The organism is Streptococcus lactarius (genome assembly GCF_016642265.1).
Classification (GTDB): Bacteria; Bacillota; Bacilli; order Lactobacillales; family Streptococcaceae; genus Streptococcus; species Streptococcus lactarius.
The window spans coordinates 9,726-24,393 of the sequence record NZ_MRXX01000010.1 but is presented as its reverse complement, the minus strand read 5'-3'; the positions used below and the strand labels follow the sequence as shown (position 1 = coordinate 24,393).

The window sequence follows — 14,668 nt, the reverse complement described above, 5'->3', positions numbered from 1 at the left end:
TTAATGAAAAAAATTTTATGACTTTTCTGAATTAAGATTAATGAACAATAAACTTACAAGATAGATCACTAATTGGCCAATTCCTATAAATTGAAATATTTGCCAACTTTTAATATCTATCCAGGATGCGAAAAGAGTTCCGAATGGTGCAAAGAGACCACTAATGGTAAAAATAATACTGAAGATACGCCCTAAGAAGTTTGAATCAATAGATATTTGAAGGTGAGACATGAGATTGACGTTAAACATAGCAACTGTTGTTGAAAAAATAGCAAATAAAATCAATATAATCACTTGCGAAAACTTTAAACTATTAATTAACATTAGGGAGATAGCACCTGGTAATAAAAAATGAAGAAAGTGTTTCAATTCGATCTTTTTCTTCACTAGACTAATGATCAATGCTCCTATAATACTACCAATAGATTGTGCTACAAGAATATAGGCAAATATATTATGAAAGTCAGAAAAGCTTGATGTAAATGGAAGATAGAAAGCGTAAATGGCATCAAGAAAATTAAGAAATGAGGCAGTAATTAAGATAGTTAAGAGCGTTTTATCTTTATAAAGGTATAAAAAGCCTTCTTTTATACCGGAAAAAAATTTTGACTGGATGTTCTCATGCTGATATTGTATATGGAAATGGTACTCACATAAAGCGGAAACTAAGAATGACAGTGAGTTGATGAGCATACCATACTTGAATCCAAACTGATGGATGACAAATACTGAAGCGAGTGGTGCTCCAACACTAACAATCTCAGCTACAATTTTTGAGAAAGAGTTATATGTCAAAATTCCATCACTTGAGAGCAAGTCTTTTATAATAGCTTTATAGGCTGGACCATTAAAACTAAATAGAATCGCTAATAATATATTGACGACAATTAATGCCCAGATATTTTGTGGGCTATAAAATAGAAAGAGGAAAAAGGTTGCAGTAGCAGCAATTAAATCGGTTGCTATTAGCATTCGTTTCCTATCACTAAAATCAGCAACGTAGCCAGCAAATAAGTTGAAAATTAATTGAATGACAGACTCAGTACTTTGATAGATCATCATAAAAAACGAAGATCTAGAAGCAAGGTTAGCAATTAAAAGCTTATTAGCATAATCAAATATAATGTTTCCAAAATTAGTTGTTTGTCCACGTATTATTAGTAATAGTATATTTTTATGTTCTTTGTTCATTTGTGTATCCTTTAAGTAAATTATTTACAGTAGTAAATTCTTTCTCATCCTTAGTACTACAAGATATAAGATAGCGTAAGTCATCTAAAGACTGAGCAGCGAAACCTATATTTTCAGGATATTCTCTGAAAAACTCAAAAGGAATAGGGAGTTGTGGAGGTAATTGATGATGCTTGTTTTGAAAAATAGCTATAGTTACAGCGATCTTGGATGGGTATTTAGAAACTATTGTTTGTATAGGAATTGAATTTATTAGTTTCCAGTAAGTATCTAGTATGTCAAAATGAAAAGCAGACTTTATGAGTAGTGGAATATTGCCTCCGCCAAATCGTTTTCCGATTTCACAAAAGCTTAACTCGTTTTTAGTAGAGTTATAAAAGAATTCAGCATGAAAAGGGTGAATCTTCTCTGTTCCAAGACAGTCCAATACTTTTTGGGTCTCAGCTTGTAATCGTTGAATGAAAATGGAGTCATTATATCGGGAGTTAGTACGGATGATATTGATGAAGGTTGTTTTAACGTCTAGAATATTTCCTACATATTCATGTGTGAAAAAGAATTGGATTTTTCCATTTACCGCTATCCCATCACAAGTAAACATCGTATCAAAATCCTTTCGTGTTTCTAGAAGAAAATCTTCGCTTCGATAATATTCTGGTATTTTAGATACAATATGAATGTCTTTCCCGGATGCTCCACATCTTGGTTTGATAAGAAAAGTTGATGGAAGAGGAGCGTTTGGATCCAGTAATTGAGGTTGGTTAACACGACCATCTAATTGTTCTCGCATGAACTTTTTATCTTTATAGGCATAGGAGATTTTCCAAGCCTCTTTTTCTAAAGTGAAAAAGGATTTTAGCACACCAACAATGTGCATTAATCCTTCGTCTAGTGTAAAAATATCTTCAATGTTTTGAATATTATTGAAAAAAAGAAGGAGGTTCAGCTGGCTAAAATCATCTATTCCAAAAATTTGGTTTTTTGAAAATCCTAAAGTGAGATAATTTTCTTTTTGTTTATTAGGGCAAACAATACTTAAATTTTTTTGTGCTTGTATACCGATACTTGCAGGAGAAAAGCGATAAATAAAATACTTCATTTCTCATACCTCGTATTTTCTAACGCCCAAGCTTCAGCTCCTTGAAGGTTTTTCTTGGTTTCTAGGAATGTTGAACCATAGCAAGAGAAGCCGACAATAGCATCCGCGCTATGAAAGGCATCATTTAACTGTTTACCAACTTGTGTGTAAGTTGTGTAATCAAAAATTGAATATTGTTTTTTGATAGTTTCAGTTAATTCTGGGAGTTGCTTAATGATTCCTTTCTTTTTTGCTGTTAGAAGCCAGCCAGTGACAGGGAATGTTTTCGGAATTGTAGGTAAGGAATCATCACAAATAGCTTTTAAAAGAAGTTCTAGTGGATTGTGATTGAGCTTATATTGTAAATTTTGACGAATTCGTGCTCCGCCAATGCGTGAAGCAATTTCCAAAAAAATAATTTCGTGTCCATCGTAAAACACTTCTAAGTGAAAAAGAAATGTTCCATTGGGATAAAGTCCATGGCTTAGTGTAGAAGCATAGTCAACAAGCTTATTGAACTGTTCTGAAGTATGGTCTAAGGAAACCGCTGCAGCTGATATACCTTTTTTAATGAGCAAGGGATTGTAGATATATTGGGAAGGTTCACAGTAGATGATATTTCCCTGATAAACAAAGCCATCTATGTGATAGACATCTGCATAGATGTATTCTTGAACAAGGACAGTCTTGTCCTTCCAAAAATGATCAGAATGAAAAGAAACCAAATCAGTCTCTCTTTTTAAATGAAAAGTATCAACAGAACCAGCTCCATCCAAAGGTTTTAGAATAATATCTCCATGTTGTTTGAAAAAGTTTTTCAATTCCGCATAAGATGAGATTTTCCGAGAATGGGGGATTTTAAAATCTAGTTCACTGACTTTCTGTGTCATTTTGTCTTTATCACGGAAGGTTTTAGCTTGACTGACTGATTGTCCTTTAATATGAAATTGTTCTCGTAATTCTGCAGCTAATACCATATCAAACTCATCTAAAGCAACAATCGCATCGAAATGAGATTGTTGTAGGATTTCTTGTGAGGTTTCTTTTCTCTTTTCAGGATAATGTTGGGTAGTAACTAAAGTGACATTGGTTGGTTTATTCGTTTCAAATGAATCACTTTTACTATCATCAATTAGGATAGTGTATTGATGATTTTGGGATAGGCAGGAATAAATATCGGTGTATGTTTCACGATATGGGTGTAAAATAAGTAATTTTGACATGATTATTTATAACTTTCTATAGGATTTTGATAGCGATTTTTATGGGAATCTCTATAATAAGCAAAGTTGTTAGGCAACTCAGGTAGTTTATAAGTAGGGTCAATTTGATTTTTGTAGAGTTTATAAGGAATACCTAATGTCTGATAGGCATAATCTGCCCCCATTGTATCCCTACTCTTTTTGACTTTCTTTAATGCTTTATTGATATTCCGAGAATATTCCTTGTACTGTTTTAGCAATTCGATTTTAATCGTTGGAAACTCATTTAAGACGTCCTCTAGTGAGATATTATGAATATCACATTCCAAAAAGATTTCTCTAGCTAGTTTTTTTAGAGCATAGCTGTGTTTATGATTGCCAAATGTTCCAATTTCCGGTAATAAAATGGTTAAAGCTTCTAGTTGACTGATGAAAAAATGTGTCAGTTCATGACTACTAGAAAATTTATATAACTTATTGTAGATGGCTAGAAAATTTTGCGACTCGTAAATAGATTTCGCCTGTTCACGAATCATATCTAATCTTAAAGGGAAAAGAACACTGTCTATTTGTGATTGAAGTCCTCCTTGATAATTTATCAGTACAAAATTTGCCAGAGTCACTAGACCGTTATGGTATTGGACGCAAATTTTAATGTAGTAGTGATTTCCAGACAAGGGAACATCACATCGTAGACGTTCTTTATCAATTTCGATAATATGGTTGGTAACCTTGTACAGTTGCTCAAGAGCATCAGTAATGTTGGGACAGATAATGTAAATATCATCAAAAGGAATCCATTTATTTAAAAACTTAGTAATAAAAGTTTCAATAATTTGTCCATATTTCTCTTCATAGAATGAAAATAAACTAATTAAAGTTTGGCATGGGGTAGAGATAGGATTTACTAAGTTAGCAGGATAGACATTTCGGAAACAAACTTGTTCTTTTACATATAAACCATATTTTTTTTCTTTAAAATACTCTAGCTCATCTTGAATGGGTGAAAAAGTAAATAAGTTCTTTTCTTCTCTTATCAAAGGCGATGATGGGAGAGTCTGAGCTTTAAAGATACGTTGTAAATCGTCACTATAAGTATTCTTTACCATTGATTTTACCTCGGCTATCGACTTTGTTGATTGCAAATGGTTTGTGGGGTGTATCTAATAGATAATCCTTGTTAATTTCTTTAACAATGTGTTTAGATACGTCTGCAATTAGCTATACAGAAGGATGCCTTCCATCCTCTTGGAAAGGATGATTATTTTTTTCAACATAGTATTTGAATAATTCATATTCAGGAAAGTAATAGTCGTACCCTAATTCCATAATAGCATCTTTGATAATCCGATAATTTTCAGTTGTAGCTAAATGAAGATTTTGAAATTTTTCAGAAGCTTTAAGAAGTACATAGGGGATTGAAAATTGAATCTTAATGCCAGGATTGATAAGGTGCACGATTCGCATAATTTCCTTAGAAAAGTTAAGAATATCGTCGGAGGATAGATAAACATTTTTAATCTCTGGGTTGAAAAACTGATTTTTTGGAAGTCTGTTCATTACGTGTTCAGACTTAGACCATATTTCAACGGATCCGAGAGAGACGATTAGTAAATCTGATTCAGTTATTGCTCTCTTAACACAAGTATCAATCTGTAAATTTTCGTTTATGACCTTTTTAAAACTCTCTGAACGATTCCAAAAACGAACTTCATCATAAAATACTTTTTGTTTGGTATCTATTAAGATATGATGATTCAATTCAAATGCAATGATTTCTAAATCCTTTAGTAAGGATGGTGCATTAAAAATGGTATCATAAGGAGAAAAAGTTTTAATTTGACTGTTGGAAAAATAGTTAATTCTAAGGGCTAGATTTTGAGCAGTGCATGCACCTAAGAAACAAGTTGTCTTGGGAAGATATGTCAGAAATTTCGTAGATTACTTTGATGAGTAAAAGTGTAGGTTATCCATAAATCTCTCCTTTATATCCTAATGAACTTAATACCTTTTGTATGTTTCCGAATCCGTGAAGAACAGTGTCAAAATTTGATAGCATCACTTTATCAAGATGAACTTGAATGATTCCCATCAAGATAGCCATACCTGCACATGTATCATTTAAATGATACATTTTTAAAGTTGTGTCAATATCTGATAGTTTGTCTTGTGTTTTTAATGCACCGTTACTCAAAACTTTTATTCTAATTCCCAATTTGTGTAATTCTGCAATATGATTGGTTCTTTGAATAAATACTTCATCAAATAGGATGGATGATATATTGTGAAAGGCTAAAAATTCTGATAGAATAGGACCTAAATCACTTGTAATAAATGGTGCAGCACCTAAACGTAAAAATTCAAAGTACTCGGACTCTATTTGAGATGTTTTTTTGAACTGAATTGTGTGTTTGTCTTCAATGATATTTAGACCTAATTTTGTAAAAAGGTCAATGTAACTTTGAGGAATATCTCTGATAAATACATTGTCAAAAATGATATTTTCTAACTCATCCCAGAATAGCAAGACATAAGAAACAAACATAGTCATATCGGGAGGTAACGTTATTTCAGTATTTTTCATTTCGATAGAGTCTACCTTAGGGATTAAAATTTTGTCTGGTGATAAATATTGGACGGTTCGATTCGTCGCGGACTCTAACAAAGAAATGAGGTAGGATACAGTAGGGTCTGGAGAAAGACCGTTGATTTTTATTTCATTTGGATAAAAGTAAGCTAAACTAATAGCATTGAAAAAAGCTCCAACACTTTTACTTCCATCTGCGTAACAATTTAAGGATATGTTTTTATTTAGCAAGTCATTCTTCTCAGAATAAAAGATTTTATTCTTTTCTTGATAGGTATAGCTCGCTACGGTGGAGAGAATATCAAGGTGTAAGTCAATAGGTCTGAAACAAAAATCGTCTCCTCCAGGAAATGCAAATAAAAGATGGTGATAGCGATAAGTTAAAGCTGTTATAGTACCAATGCTAGCTCGACTAATTTTATTGAGAGATGTAATATCTGTAGGCATCCTTTTAGAGCTAACCTCGATAGTATCTTCATAGGTGAAAGAATCAGACCACTCATTCTTTCCAAATTCATAGAGTATATTTAGAAAATCAAAGGCAGTAGGGCAGTTTCTGATTATTAACTTGTTTTTATTCAAAAATAAGCAAGATAATAGAATATGAACGCCGATAACTTTATCTCCTTCGATTTTGACGTGAAGCTTTTGAGTGCTGGTAGCTTCAGTCTGCTCTTGTCTTTGTAATTTTAAATTAAAATGCTTGGGTACAACGCCATCTGTTATTTTAGATATGCTTTCTTTAGTTAAAGCACTTGGTTGATTTAAACTAACTTCTAAATCTTCGAAGGATATTTCTAGTAGCTTTGCATAGGCTATTAAGTCTTTAACATTGATATCACGAGAGCCATTTTCCCAGTTTGAGATAGCCTGTCGGCTTAGTTTTAATTGATTTGCTACAAATTCTTGAGTAAACCCCATTGCTAATCTACGCTGTTTCAAAAAGTCACCAATCATAAACATTACCTCTCTTGTGTTAACTTAGTTTTCATTATACTCGCATGAAGTTTATTTTCAATAAAATTCATGAAACAATTTGTTGCGAAGCTGCAAATTAAGATCAGATATTCTTTCGCTATATGAGATGTTTGCATGCAAAAACCTCGAATGTAATTAATAGATATTGTTAAAAGAAATTTAATCAAATTCTTTTAATAATTGACTATATTCAAATCTTAGGCTGTAAAACTCTGCAAGCTCTTTCATTTTGTGTTAAAATAGAGGCAACCGAAATAGAAAAGGAAGAAGCTTATGAAATTTCTAGAGCTCAATAAAAAACGCCATGCGATCAAGCATTTCACTGACCAACCGGTCGATCCAAAGGATGTACGGACTGCCATTGAGATCGCAACCTTGGCCCCTAGCGCCCACAATAGCCAACCTTGGAAATTTGTGGTTGTTCGTCAAAAAAATGCAGAATTGGCAAAATTAGCCTATGGTCCAAACTACGATCAAGTCATGGAAGCACCTGTGACCATCGCCCTCTTTACAGATACTGATTTGCAAAAACGGGCTCGCAAGATTGCGCGTGTCGGTGGGGTGAAAAACTTCACAGATGAGCAGTTGCAATACTTTATGCAAAGTCTTCCTGCTGAGTTTGCGCGCTATGATGCCCAACAGACAAGCGATTACTTGGCTTTGAATGCCGGTCTTGTGGCTATGAACTTGGTGTTGGCTTTGACAGACCAAGGCATTGGAACCAATATTATCTTGGGATTTGATAAAGAAAAAATCAATGAAGTATTGGACATCGAAGAGCGTTTCCGTCCGGAAGTTTTGATTACAGTTGGCTATGCGGCTGAAAAAGTAGATCCAAGCTATCGCTTACCAGTTGATGAAATTATCGAAAAACGCTAATCTAAAGAGAAAATTAGAAGCTCGAGGAGGAATTCATGACAACAGTTGACTTTAAAGCAGAAGTAGAAAAACGTCGCGATGAGATGATGGCTGACCTATACAGCCTCTTGGAAATCAATTCTGAACGTGATGACAGTAAGGCAGATGCAGAGCATCCTTTTGGACCTGGTCCTGTAAAAGCTCTTGAAAAATTCTTGGAAATTGCCGAGCGTGACGGCTATGAAACCAAGAATGTGGACAATTATGCCGGTCACTTTACCTTTGGTGAAGGAGAAGAAGAGCTTGGTATTTTTGCCCATATGGACGTCGTGCCTGCAGGTAGTGGTTGGAAGACCGATCCTTACAAACCAGAAATTATCGATGGCAAGCTCTACGCGCGTGGCTCATCTGATGACAAAGGGCCTACAATGGCCTGCTACTATGGCTTGAAGATCATTAAAGATCTAGGACTTCCTGTTTCTAAGCGCGTGCGCTTCGTTGTCGGTACGGATGAAGAATCAGGATGGGGCGACATGGATTACTATTTCAAACATGTCGGACTTCCTGAGCCAGATTTTGGCTTCTCTCCAGATGCGGAATTCCCAATTATCAATGGGGAAAAAGGAAACATCACTGAGTACCTTCATTTTGGAAATGACAACACTGGAAAGGCTAAACTTCACAGCTTTACAGGTGGCCTTCGTGAAAACATGGTGCCAGAATCAGCGACTGCAGTCGTTTCTGGAGAACTCCCTGATCTTGCTGGTTTCTTAGATGCTTTTGCCAAGGAACACCAGCTCAAGTTTGAAATCTCAACAGTAGATGAAGAAACTTATACCGTTACGATCGTTGGGAAATCTGCTCATGGATCCACTCCTGAAGATGGGATCAATGGTGCAACCTACTTAGCGCTTTTGTTGAACCAATTTGATTTTGGTGGCGCTGCTAAGGCTTACCTTCATGTGACGGCTTCACTTCTTCACGAAGATTTTGCCGGTGAAAAATTAGGCATTGCCCATACAGATGCCAAGATGGGACCATTGAGCATGAATGCAGGTGTCTTCCATTTTGATGAAAGCCAAGCAGACAATACCATTGCATTGAACGTGCGCTACCCTCAAGGAACAGATCCTGAAACCATCAAAGCCATCCTTGAAAAGATCGAAGGAGTGGCTACGGTGAGCTTGTCAGCCCATGGTCACACCCCTCACTATGTTCCGATGGATGATGAATTGGTCTCTACCCTCTTGCGTGTTTATGAAAAACAAACGGGTCTCAAAGGTCACGAGCAGGTCATCGGTGGTGGTACCTTTGGTCGTCTTTTGAAACGTGGAGTTGCCTTTGGTGCCATGTTCCCAGACTATGTCAATACCATGCACCAAGCGAATGAGTTCGCAGATGTTGAAGATCTCTATCGTGCAGCAGCTATTTACGCAGAAGCCATCTACGAATTAATCAAATAATCCACTACTCGGCCAGTTTTTCTGGCTGAGTTTTTCCATAGAAGGAGAACTTATGTCAAAGATTGAAACCATTAAAGAAGCCATTATGGCAGATCCTCAAAACAAAGGATATACAGAGGAAGGGATCGAGCCACTCTTTGCAGCACCAAGGACTGCTCGCATCAATATTATCGGCCAAGCACCAGGTTTGAAAACGCAAGAAGCGGGAATTTACTGGAAGGATAAAAGTGGTGACCGTCTGCGCGAATGGTTAGGAGTTGATGAAGATACCTTTTACAACTCTGGACTGTTTGCGGTCATTCCCATGGACTTTTATTTCCCAGGGCATGGAAAATCAGGTGATCTGCCACCACGCAAAGGCTTTGCCGAAAAATGGCACCCACAGCTTCTAAAGGAGTGTCCAAATATTGAGTTGACCCTCCTGATTGGACAATATGCCCAAGCTTATTATCTCCATGAGAAAGTCAGTGGCAAGGTAACCGAACGGGTTCATCATTTTAAGGACTATTTGCCAACCTATTTTCCACTAGTTCATCCTTCCCCTCGCAATCAAATCTGGATGGCTAAAAATCCTTGGTTTGAGGCAGAAGTAGTGCCAGAATTGCAAGCCTTAGTTCAAGAGATCATTAAAAAATAAAGGAGATCGGAGATGGAGGCATACCAACAAGTTAAAGACAAATTAGAAGAACTTGGGATCAAATTTGATGTAGTGGAACACCCACCGGCATTCACAACTGAGCAGGCCGATTCTTACATTGAAGGCTTAGAAGGTGTGCGGACCAAGTCCATGTTTTTGACCAACAAGAAGAAAACGCAATTCTATCTGCTCATCATGGACGACAAGAAACCATTGGATATGGATGATTTCAAAGAGCAAGTGGAAGCCAACCGGATCCGCATGGCTTCAGCAGATTCTTTAGCTGAAAAAATGAAATTACTGCCAGGAACGGTTTCTCCATTTGGTTTATTAAACAATGAAGATAAAGATATTCGAGTCTATTTCGATAAAGACATTGTGTCAGAGGAGATCATGACTTTCCATCCCAATACCAATGAAAAAACCATCTTTATTAAAACCCAATACTTGTTCCGGTTTTTAGAGTCAATTAGCTTTAACTATGAAATTCTAACCCTTCCATAACATACCATATAGGAGAAATAATGAAAGAAATTCTATTTTCAAGCTTTTACCAAGCTTATCAAAAAGGAGATCTACACGTTCTTGATGTACGCGAGCAGGAGGAGTATGATGCGCTTCATTTAGATGGGGTTCGTCTTCTTCCCTTATCTGAGTTAGCAGATCGCTACCAAGAACTAGAGTTGGATCAGCCCTATTATGTCATCTGCAAGTCTGGTCGACGCTCAGCACGCGCTTGCCAATTTTTGGAAGAGCAAGGCTATGATGTGACCAATGTGCAAGGGGGTATGAATGCTTTGGAAGATTAGAAAGTTGTGATAGATTGCAATTTTTTTCAAGAGATATTACAGGCTTTTTCCAGTCTTTCATTGAAAACCAAGTAAAAATTTTGTATAATACCTTTGTATTAACTATTTATAAGGAGATTAACTATGTCAAAACAAGATTGGCTTGATTATTTCGAAGCCGTAAATGGTCGCTCTGCCAGTGCTGAGGAAATTGCTCAAGCGCTTGCTGCGGGTGAATTCCAAGAAGAAGTAGCAGCTCCGCAAGCCCCTGAGTTTGTCGCAGCGCCACAAGAACCAGTAGCAGCTCCGCAAGCCCCTGAGTTTGTCGCAGCGCCACAAGAACCAGTTGCTGCCCCACAAGCCCCTGAGTTTGTCGCAGCACCGCAAGAACCAGTTGCTGCCCCACAAGCTCCTGAGTTTGTCGCAGCACCTCAAGAACCAGTCGCAGCACCTCAAGAACCAGCTCCTCAAGCTGCTCCAACCAATGGTTCTTCTTTCCAACAAGCTCCACAACAAGCTTATCAACAACCGGTTCAACCTGGTTACAAACAAAATCCTTATCAAGGTCAACCTTATCCTGCTCAACCTAGTCAATTTGGTGTGGCAGTTGGTGGTTATTGGAGTTGGTTTGTTTCTGCTTTGAAACGCCCAACTGCTGTAAACCAACCAAAAGCGCTCAATGGTATTTTACAATATGTCTTCACTGCTTTTGTAATGACCTTGGCTACATTCTTCACAGCTAGTGGATATACAGGTGGTTATGGTGTTGATTTCCGTGCCTTTCTTATCATCTTGATCATGGTCTACTTCAATATCTATGCCTACCAAGTAGCAGGTTTCTTTATCCGTCGTGTCGTTCTTCAAGATAAAGAATATTCATACGGCCGTTCATTTGAAGAGTTTGGACGTTTGTCTGTCTACACCTTGCCTATTTCACTTTTTGCTTTCTTAGTTGGGCTTGTAAAAGCCTATGAATTCTATGGCTTCCTTAACGCCTTGGTCTTCTTCTTGTTTACAGTTGGAACCTTGTATGTTGTTTACCAAGCCTTGAACAAAACGAAATTTAAAGCAGATAAATTCTTATTGCTTGTAGCATCCATTGCGATTTTAATTGTCTTTGCAGGCCTTGTTGTATATTTGGATCGTCAAATTTTGGAACAAGCTATTATGGGATCTATTCCAAGTACTCCAAACTTTGGAAACTTTGGTAATTTAGGATACTAATCATATCACAAAGAGGAAGGTGGGGGGACCCACTTTCCCTATTTTATAATAAGGGAGAAGAAATCCATGCAACAAAAATGGGTTGAATTATTTGAAAAAGTGATCGGGCGTAAGCCAACCCCAGCTGAATTTATGGCTGGTAAAGAATGTGGATTTGATTTGAAACAAATTCAGTCTATTGCTGGAAAGGATTTAGAAGCTACACAAGTTTTCTCTTCTCAAGAAGTAGCTGAACCAGTCGTCGAAGAAGAAACCATTGATCCGCTACTTGCAGCTCGACAAGCTTGGTTGGAGCATTTTGAAGAAACTTATGGGCGCAAGCCAAGTCCAGATGAATTTGCTGCAGCCAAGAGCCAAAACTTTGAATACGTGACGGCTCCAGCTACTGAACAAGAAATGTATCCAATTGATTATCCACAAGAAACTCAGGAGTACACGACACCACAGCCAACTCCATCTTTTATCACAGCTGAGAGTGCACCTGTCTCACCGAAGAAGCAAAAAGCGCCGAAAACAAAGAGTGGAAAGAAACTTTCTAAAAAGAAAATTTGGATTATTTCTGTCGTCTCTGTGTTGGTGATTGCCTTAGTCGCAGCCTTCATGTACTTCCGATCAACGACCAGTGTAGAAGTCACAGCTGATAAATTTATCAAGGCTGTGGATACCAAGGACTATCGCGAAGCAGCCGAATTGCTCTCGACTGGATCGGACAAGTGGACAAAAGATGAAGCAGAAAGTTTCATCACCAGTATGGCTGATCAAGGGATTGATATCGGTAATGAGTTGAACAAAATCATTGATGATGGTGGCGTAGGTGTCTACAAGGATAAATCCAACAACAAGATTTTTGGTCTGGAAAAAGCAGGCAAAAAATTTGGGATCTTCCAAGAATACCGTGTTGCGAGCTATCCAATTCAATTTAAGGTGAAAACCAATCTAGATCAAGCCAAGCTAAAAGTCGGCAGTAAAACTATTTCTTTGAAAAAAGAAGGGGTAACAGACATTGGTTCTCTTCATTACAGCAAGACGGATATGGAAGTAACAGCCAAGACAGAAGTTGGTAATGTATCAACGAAAATCCATTTTGATCCGAAAAAGGCTACCAAAAACGAGATTGAGTTGCTGATGAATTCGGAAAAACGCAATTTTGAGATTGAATTTCCAGATGAAGTAGAAAATCCTACAGATGTTAAGGTTATTGTCAATGGCAAAGAAGTGGGCACCAGTACAACTTTTGAAGTGGACTGCATTCCTTATCAAGAAATTGAAGTCCATGCTGTCTTCAATATGAATGGGGAAACCTATTCAACGGAAGAAAGCAAAGTAACAGTTGAGGAGGATGAAAATGATCCAATTGAATTGAAACTTTCCAAAGATACTGCCAAACGGGTTAAGAGTGCACAGGATGCTAAAAAAGCGAAGGATGCTAAAGAAGAGCAAAATCGGACCTTGGCTGAAGAGTTCTTGAAAGAATACCGTGACGCTGTCTTTAGTTCCGTATCAAACCGTAACAACACCTATTCTAAGTATTATGATACTCAAAGCAAAGCTTACAAAGAAATGGTTGAATTCACAACTGGTGATGGAGTTCGGAAGGCCAAAATTGACTACTATACTCCAGGAGCTTTGGATATTCAAAGCGTAACTGAGGAAAATGGCGTTGTTACAATCAAGACCTATGAAGACTTCACAGTGCATTACACGGATAACCATCCAGATTCACAAAACCGTAGATACAAGACCTATACTTTGAAAAAAGTAGGAGCTAGTTATGTGATTACAGATATTGTCGTCACAAAAGAATCATAGGAGAACCCACATGAAAGCAAGATTTTCTAAATTAACCTTGGTGACAGTTGCCTTGTTAAGTCTGACAGCTTGCTCCCAATCTAAACCAGATGCTTCGAAATCTTCTGCCAAAGAAGTGACCAAGCAAACTTCCACCAAGTCTTCTGCTAAAACATCTGTTGCAACAGATAGTAGCAAGAAAGGTAGCGGTGAAGCCTCCTCTAAGGCTGGCAAGCCGGATGTTAAACTGGACGCTGGTGTGACCTACAATGGGTCTTACTATAGTGTTAAAGGGAAATATGGCGAGGTGATGATTGCCAACAAGCACTATCCCTTGTCACCAGATTTTAACCCTGGAGAAGACCCAAAAGCTGTGGCAGCCCTTCATGAATTGATCGCTGCCATGCAGGCGGAAGGCTACCCAATTAGTGATCAATACAGTGGTTTTAGGAGTTATGAGACCCAAGTTGGGCTCTACCAAAACTATGTTAATCAAGATGGTCAAGCAGCTGCCGACCGGTATTCAGCAAGACCTGGCTATAGTGAGCACCAAACTGGTTTGACCTTCGATTTAATCGATACGAGTGGTAATCTCGTAACAGAACCAGGACCAAGTAAATGGTTGCTCAAGAATGCAGCAAAATACGGATTTGTCGTTCGTTACCAAGAAGGAAAAGAAAAGGTAACTGGCTATGTACCAGAAAGCTGGCATCTTCGCTACATCGGAAAAGAAGCCCAAGAGATTGCTGACTCAGGTTTGAGTTTAGAAGAATATTACGGCTTCACCGGTGGTGATTACGTTGATAAATAAAAGAGAGTGGGACAGAAATCGGTCATTCGTTAGAATTCGATTTTGTCGTCCCACCTCTGCACA

At 37.5% G+C, this 14,668-nt stretch carries 14 protein-coding genes; 8 read left to right on the top strand and 6 right to left on the bottom strand.

Annotated features, from left to right (window positions below; genetic code table 11):
- Window positions 1-15: 15 nt before the first annotated feature.
- From BTU61_RS07755 to BTU61_RS07730, 6 genes are all read right to left on the bottom strand, one after another.
- Window positions 16-1,191, bottom strand: coding sequence for an MFS transporter (locus BTU61_RS07755; RefSeq protein ID WP_200773051.1), 1,176 nt, complete (start codon window positions 1,189-1,191; stop codon window positions 16-18).
- The gene (locus BTU61_RS07750) at window positions 1,175-2,290 is read right to left on the bottom strand and encodes an ATP-grasp domain-containing protein (RefSeq protein ID WP_200773050.1); all 1,116 of its coding nucleotides are present in this window, start codon (window positions 2,288-2,290) and stop codon (window positions 1,175-1,177) included. The genes BTU61_RS07755 and BTU61_RS07750 overlap by 17 nt, the downstream gene beginning before the upstream one ends.
- On the bottom strand, window positions 2,287-3,492 hold the full coding sequence (locus BTU61_RS07745; RefSeq protein ID WP_200773049.1) for an ATP-grasp domain-containing protein: 1,206 nt from the start codon (window positions 3,490-3,492) through the stop codon (window positions 2,287-2,289). Before BTU61_RS07745 ends, BTU61_RS07750 begins: the two co-directional genes overlap by 4 nt.
- A 2-nt stretch (window positions 3,493-3,494) precedes the next feature.
- Entirely contained in the window at window positions 3,495-4,580 is a 1,086-nt protein-coding gene (locus tag BTU61_RS07740; RefSeq protein ID WP_200773048.1) for a hypothetical protein, read from the bottom strand.
- A gap of 112 nt (window positions 4,581-4,692) precedes the next feature.
- Window positions 4,693-5,400 carry a GSCFA domain-containing protein gene (locus tag BTU61_RS07735; RefSeq protein ID WP_234700127.1) on the bottom strand — a complete coding sequence of 236 codons (708 nt, stop codon included), beginning with the start codon at window positions 5,398-5,400 and terminating at the stop codon, window positions 4,693-4,695.
- Window positions 5,401-5,437: 37 nt separating this feature from the next.
- Complete coding sequence (locus BTU61_RS07730) at window positions 5,438-7,021, bottom strand: helix-turn-helix domain-containing protein (protein ID WP_234700124.1); 1,584 nt, start codon at window positions 7,019-7,021, stop codon at window positions 5,438-5,440.
- Window positions 7,022-7,309: 288 nt separating this feature from the next.
- Here BTU61_RS07730 and BTU61_RS07725 point away from each other — a divergent pair, with 288 nt between their 5' ends.
- The 8 genes from BTU61_RS07725 (at window position 7,310) to ldcB (ending at window position 14,605) form a co-directional block, all read left to right on the top strand.
- Window positions 7,310-7,915: a nitroreductase family protein gene (locus tag BTU61_RS07725; RefSeq protein ID WP_200773047.1), complete on the top strand. Its 606-nt coding sequence runs from the start codon at window positions 7,310-7,312 to the stop codon at window positions 7,913-7,915.
- A gap of 35 nt (window positions 7,916-7,950) precedes the next feature.
- The gene (pepV, locus tag BTU61_RS07720) at window positions 7,951-9,357 is read left to right on the top strand and encodes a dipeptidase PepV (RefSeq protein ID WP_200773046.1); all 1,407 of its coding nucleotides are present in this window, start codon (window positions 7,951-7,953) and stop codon (window positions 9,355-9,357) included.
- A gap of 52 nt (window positions 9,358-9,409) precedes the next feature.
- Window positions 9,410-9,994 (top strand): uracil-DNA glycosylase family protein, encoded by a 585-nt coding sequence (locus tag BTU61_RS07715; RefSeq protein WP_200773045.1) that lies wholly within the window; start codon window positions 9,410-9,412, stop codon window positions 9,992-9,994.
- A 12-nt stretch (window positions 9,995-10,006) separates the two neighbouring features.
- Window positions 10,007-10,498, top strand: a complete 492-nt coding sequence (locus BTU61_RS07710) for a prolyl-tRNA synthetase associated domain-containing protein (protein WP_200773044.1) — start codon at window positions 10,007-10,009, stop codon at window positions 10,496-10,498.
- A gap of 20 nt (window positions 10,499-10,518) precedes the next feature.
- Entirely contained in the window at window positions 10,519-10,803 is a 285-nt protein-coding gene (locus BTU61_RS07705; RefSeq protein WP_200773043.1) for a rhodanese-like domain-containing protein, read from the top strand.
- A gap of 123 nt (window positions 10,804-10,926) precedes the next feature.
- A complete protein-coding gene (locus BTU61_RS07700) occupies window positions 10,927-12,006 on the top strand; it encodes a DUF6574 domain-containing protein (RefSeq protein ID WP_200773042.1) in 1,080 nt (359 codons plus the stop codon).
- 66 nt (window positions 12,007-12,072) lie between these two features.
- A complete protein-coding gene (locus tag BTU61_RS07695) occupies window positions 12,073-13,815 on the top strand; it encodes a TcaA second domain-containing protein (RefSeq protein WP_200773041.1) in 1,743 nt (580 codons plus the stop codon).
- A gap of 10 nt (window positions 13,816-13,825) precedes the next feature.
- On the top strand, window positions 13,826-14,605 hold the full coding sequence (gene ldcB, locus BTU61_RS07690) for an LD-carboxypeptidase LdcB/DacB (protein ID WP_200773040.1): 780 nt from the start codon (window positions 13,826-13,828) through the stop codon (window positions 14,603-14,605).
- Window positions 14,606-14,668: the final 63 nt, after the last annotated feature.

Bases quoted from the DNA above. Each gene is read 5' to 3' on its own strand.
- BTU61_RS07755 (WP_200773051.1), bottom strand. From the start codon at position 1,191: ATGAACAAAGAACATAAAAATATACTATTACTAATAATACGTGGACAA.
- BTU61_RS07750 (WP_200773050.1), bottom strand. From the start codon at position 2,290: ATGAAGTATTTTATTTATCGCTTTTCTCCTGCAAGTATCGGTATACAA.
- BTU61_RS07745 (WP_200773049.1), bottom strand. From the start codon at position 3,492: ATGTCAAAATTACTTATTTTACACCCATATCGTGAAACATACACCGAT.
- BTU61_RS07740 (WP_200773048.1), bottom strand. From the start codon at position 4,580: ATGGTAAAGAATACTTATAGTGACGATTTACAACGTATCTTTAAAGCT.
- BTU61_RS07730 (WP_234700124.1), bottom strand. From the start codon at position 7,021: ATGTTTATGATTGGTGACTTTTTGAAACAGCGTAGATTAGCAATGGGG.
- BTU61_RS07725 (WP_200773047.1), top strand. From the start codon at position 7,310: ATGAAATTTCTAGAGCTCAATAAAAAACGCCATGCGATCAAGCATTTC.
- pepV (WP_200773046.1), top strand. From the start codon at position 7,951: ATGACAACAGTTGACTTTAAAGCAGAAGTAGAAAAACGTCGCGATGAG.
- BTU61_RS07715 (WP_200773045.1), top strand. From the start codon at position 9,410: ATGTCAAAGATTGAAACCATTAAAGAAGCCATTATGGCAGATCCTCAA.
- BTU61_RS07710 (WP_200773044.1), top strand. From the start codon at position 10,007: ATGGAGGCATACCAACAAGTTAAAGACAAATTAGAAGAACTTGGGATC.
- BTU61_RS07705 (WP_200773043.1), top strand. From the start codon at position 10,519: ATGAAAGAAATTCTATTTTCAAGCTTTTACCAAGCTTATCAAAAAGGA.
- BTU61_RS07700 (WP_200773042.1), top strand. From the start codon at position 10,927: ATGTCAAAACAAGATTGGCTTGATTATTTCGAAGCCGTAAATGGTCGC.
- BTU61_RS07695 (WP_200773041.1), top strand. From the start codon at position 12,073: ATGCAACAAAAATGGGTTGAATTATTTGAAAAAGTGATCGGGCGTAAG.
- ldcB (WP_200773040.1), top strand. From the start codon at position 13,826: ATGAAAGCAAGATTTTCTAAATTAACCTTGGTGACAGTTGCCTTGTTA.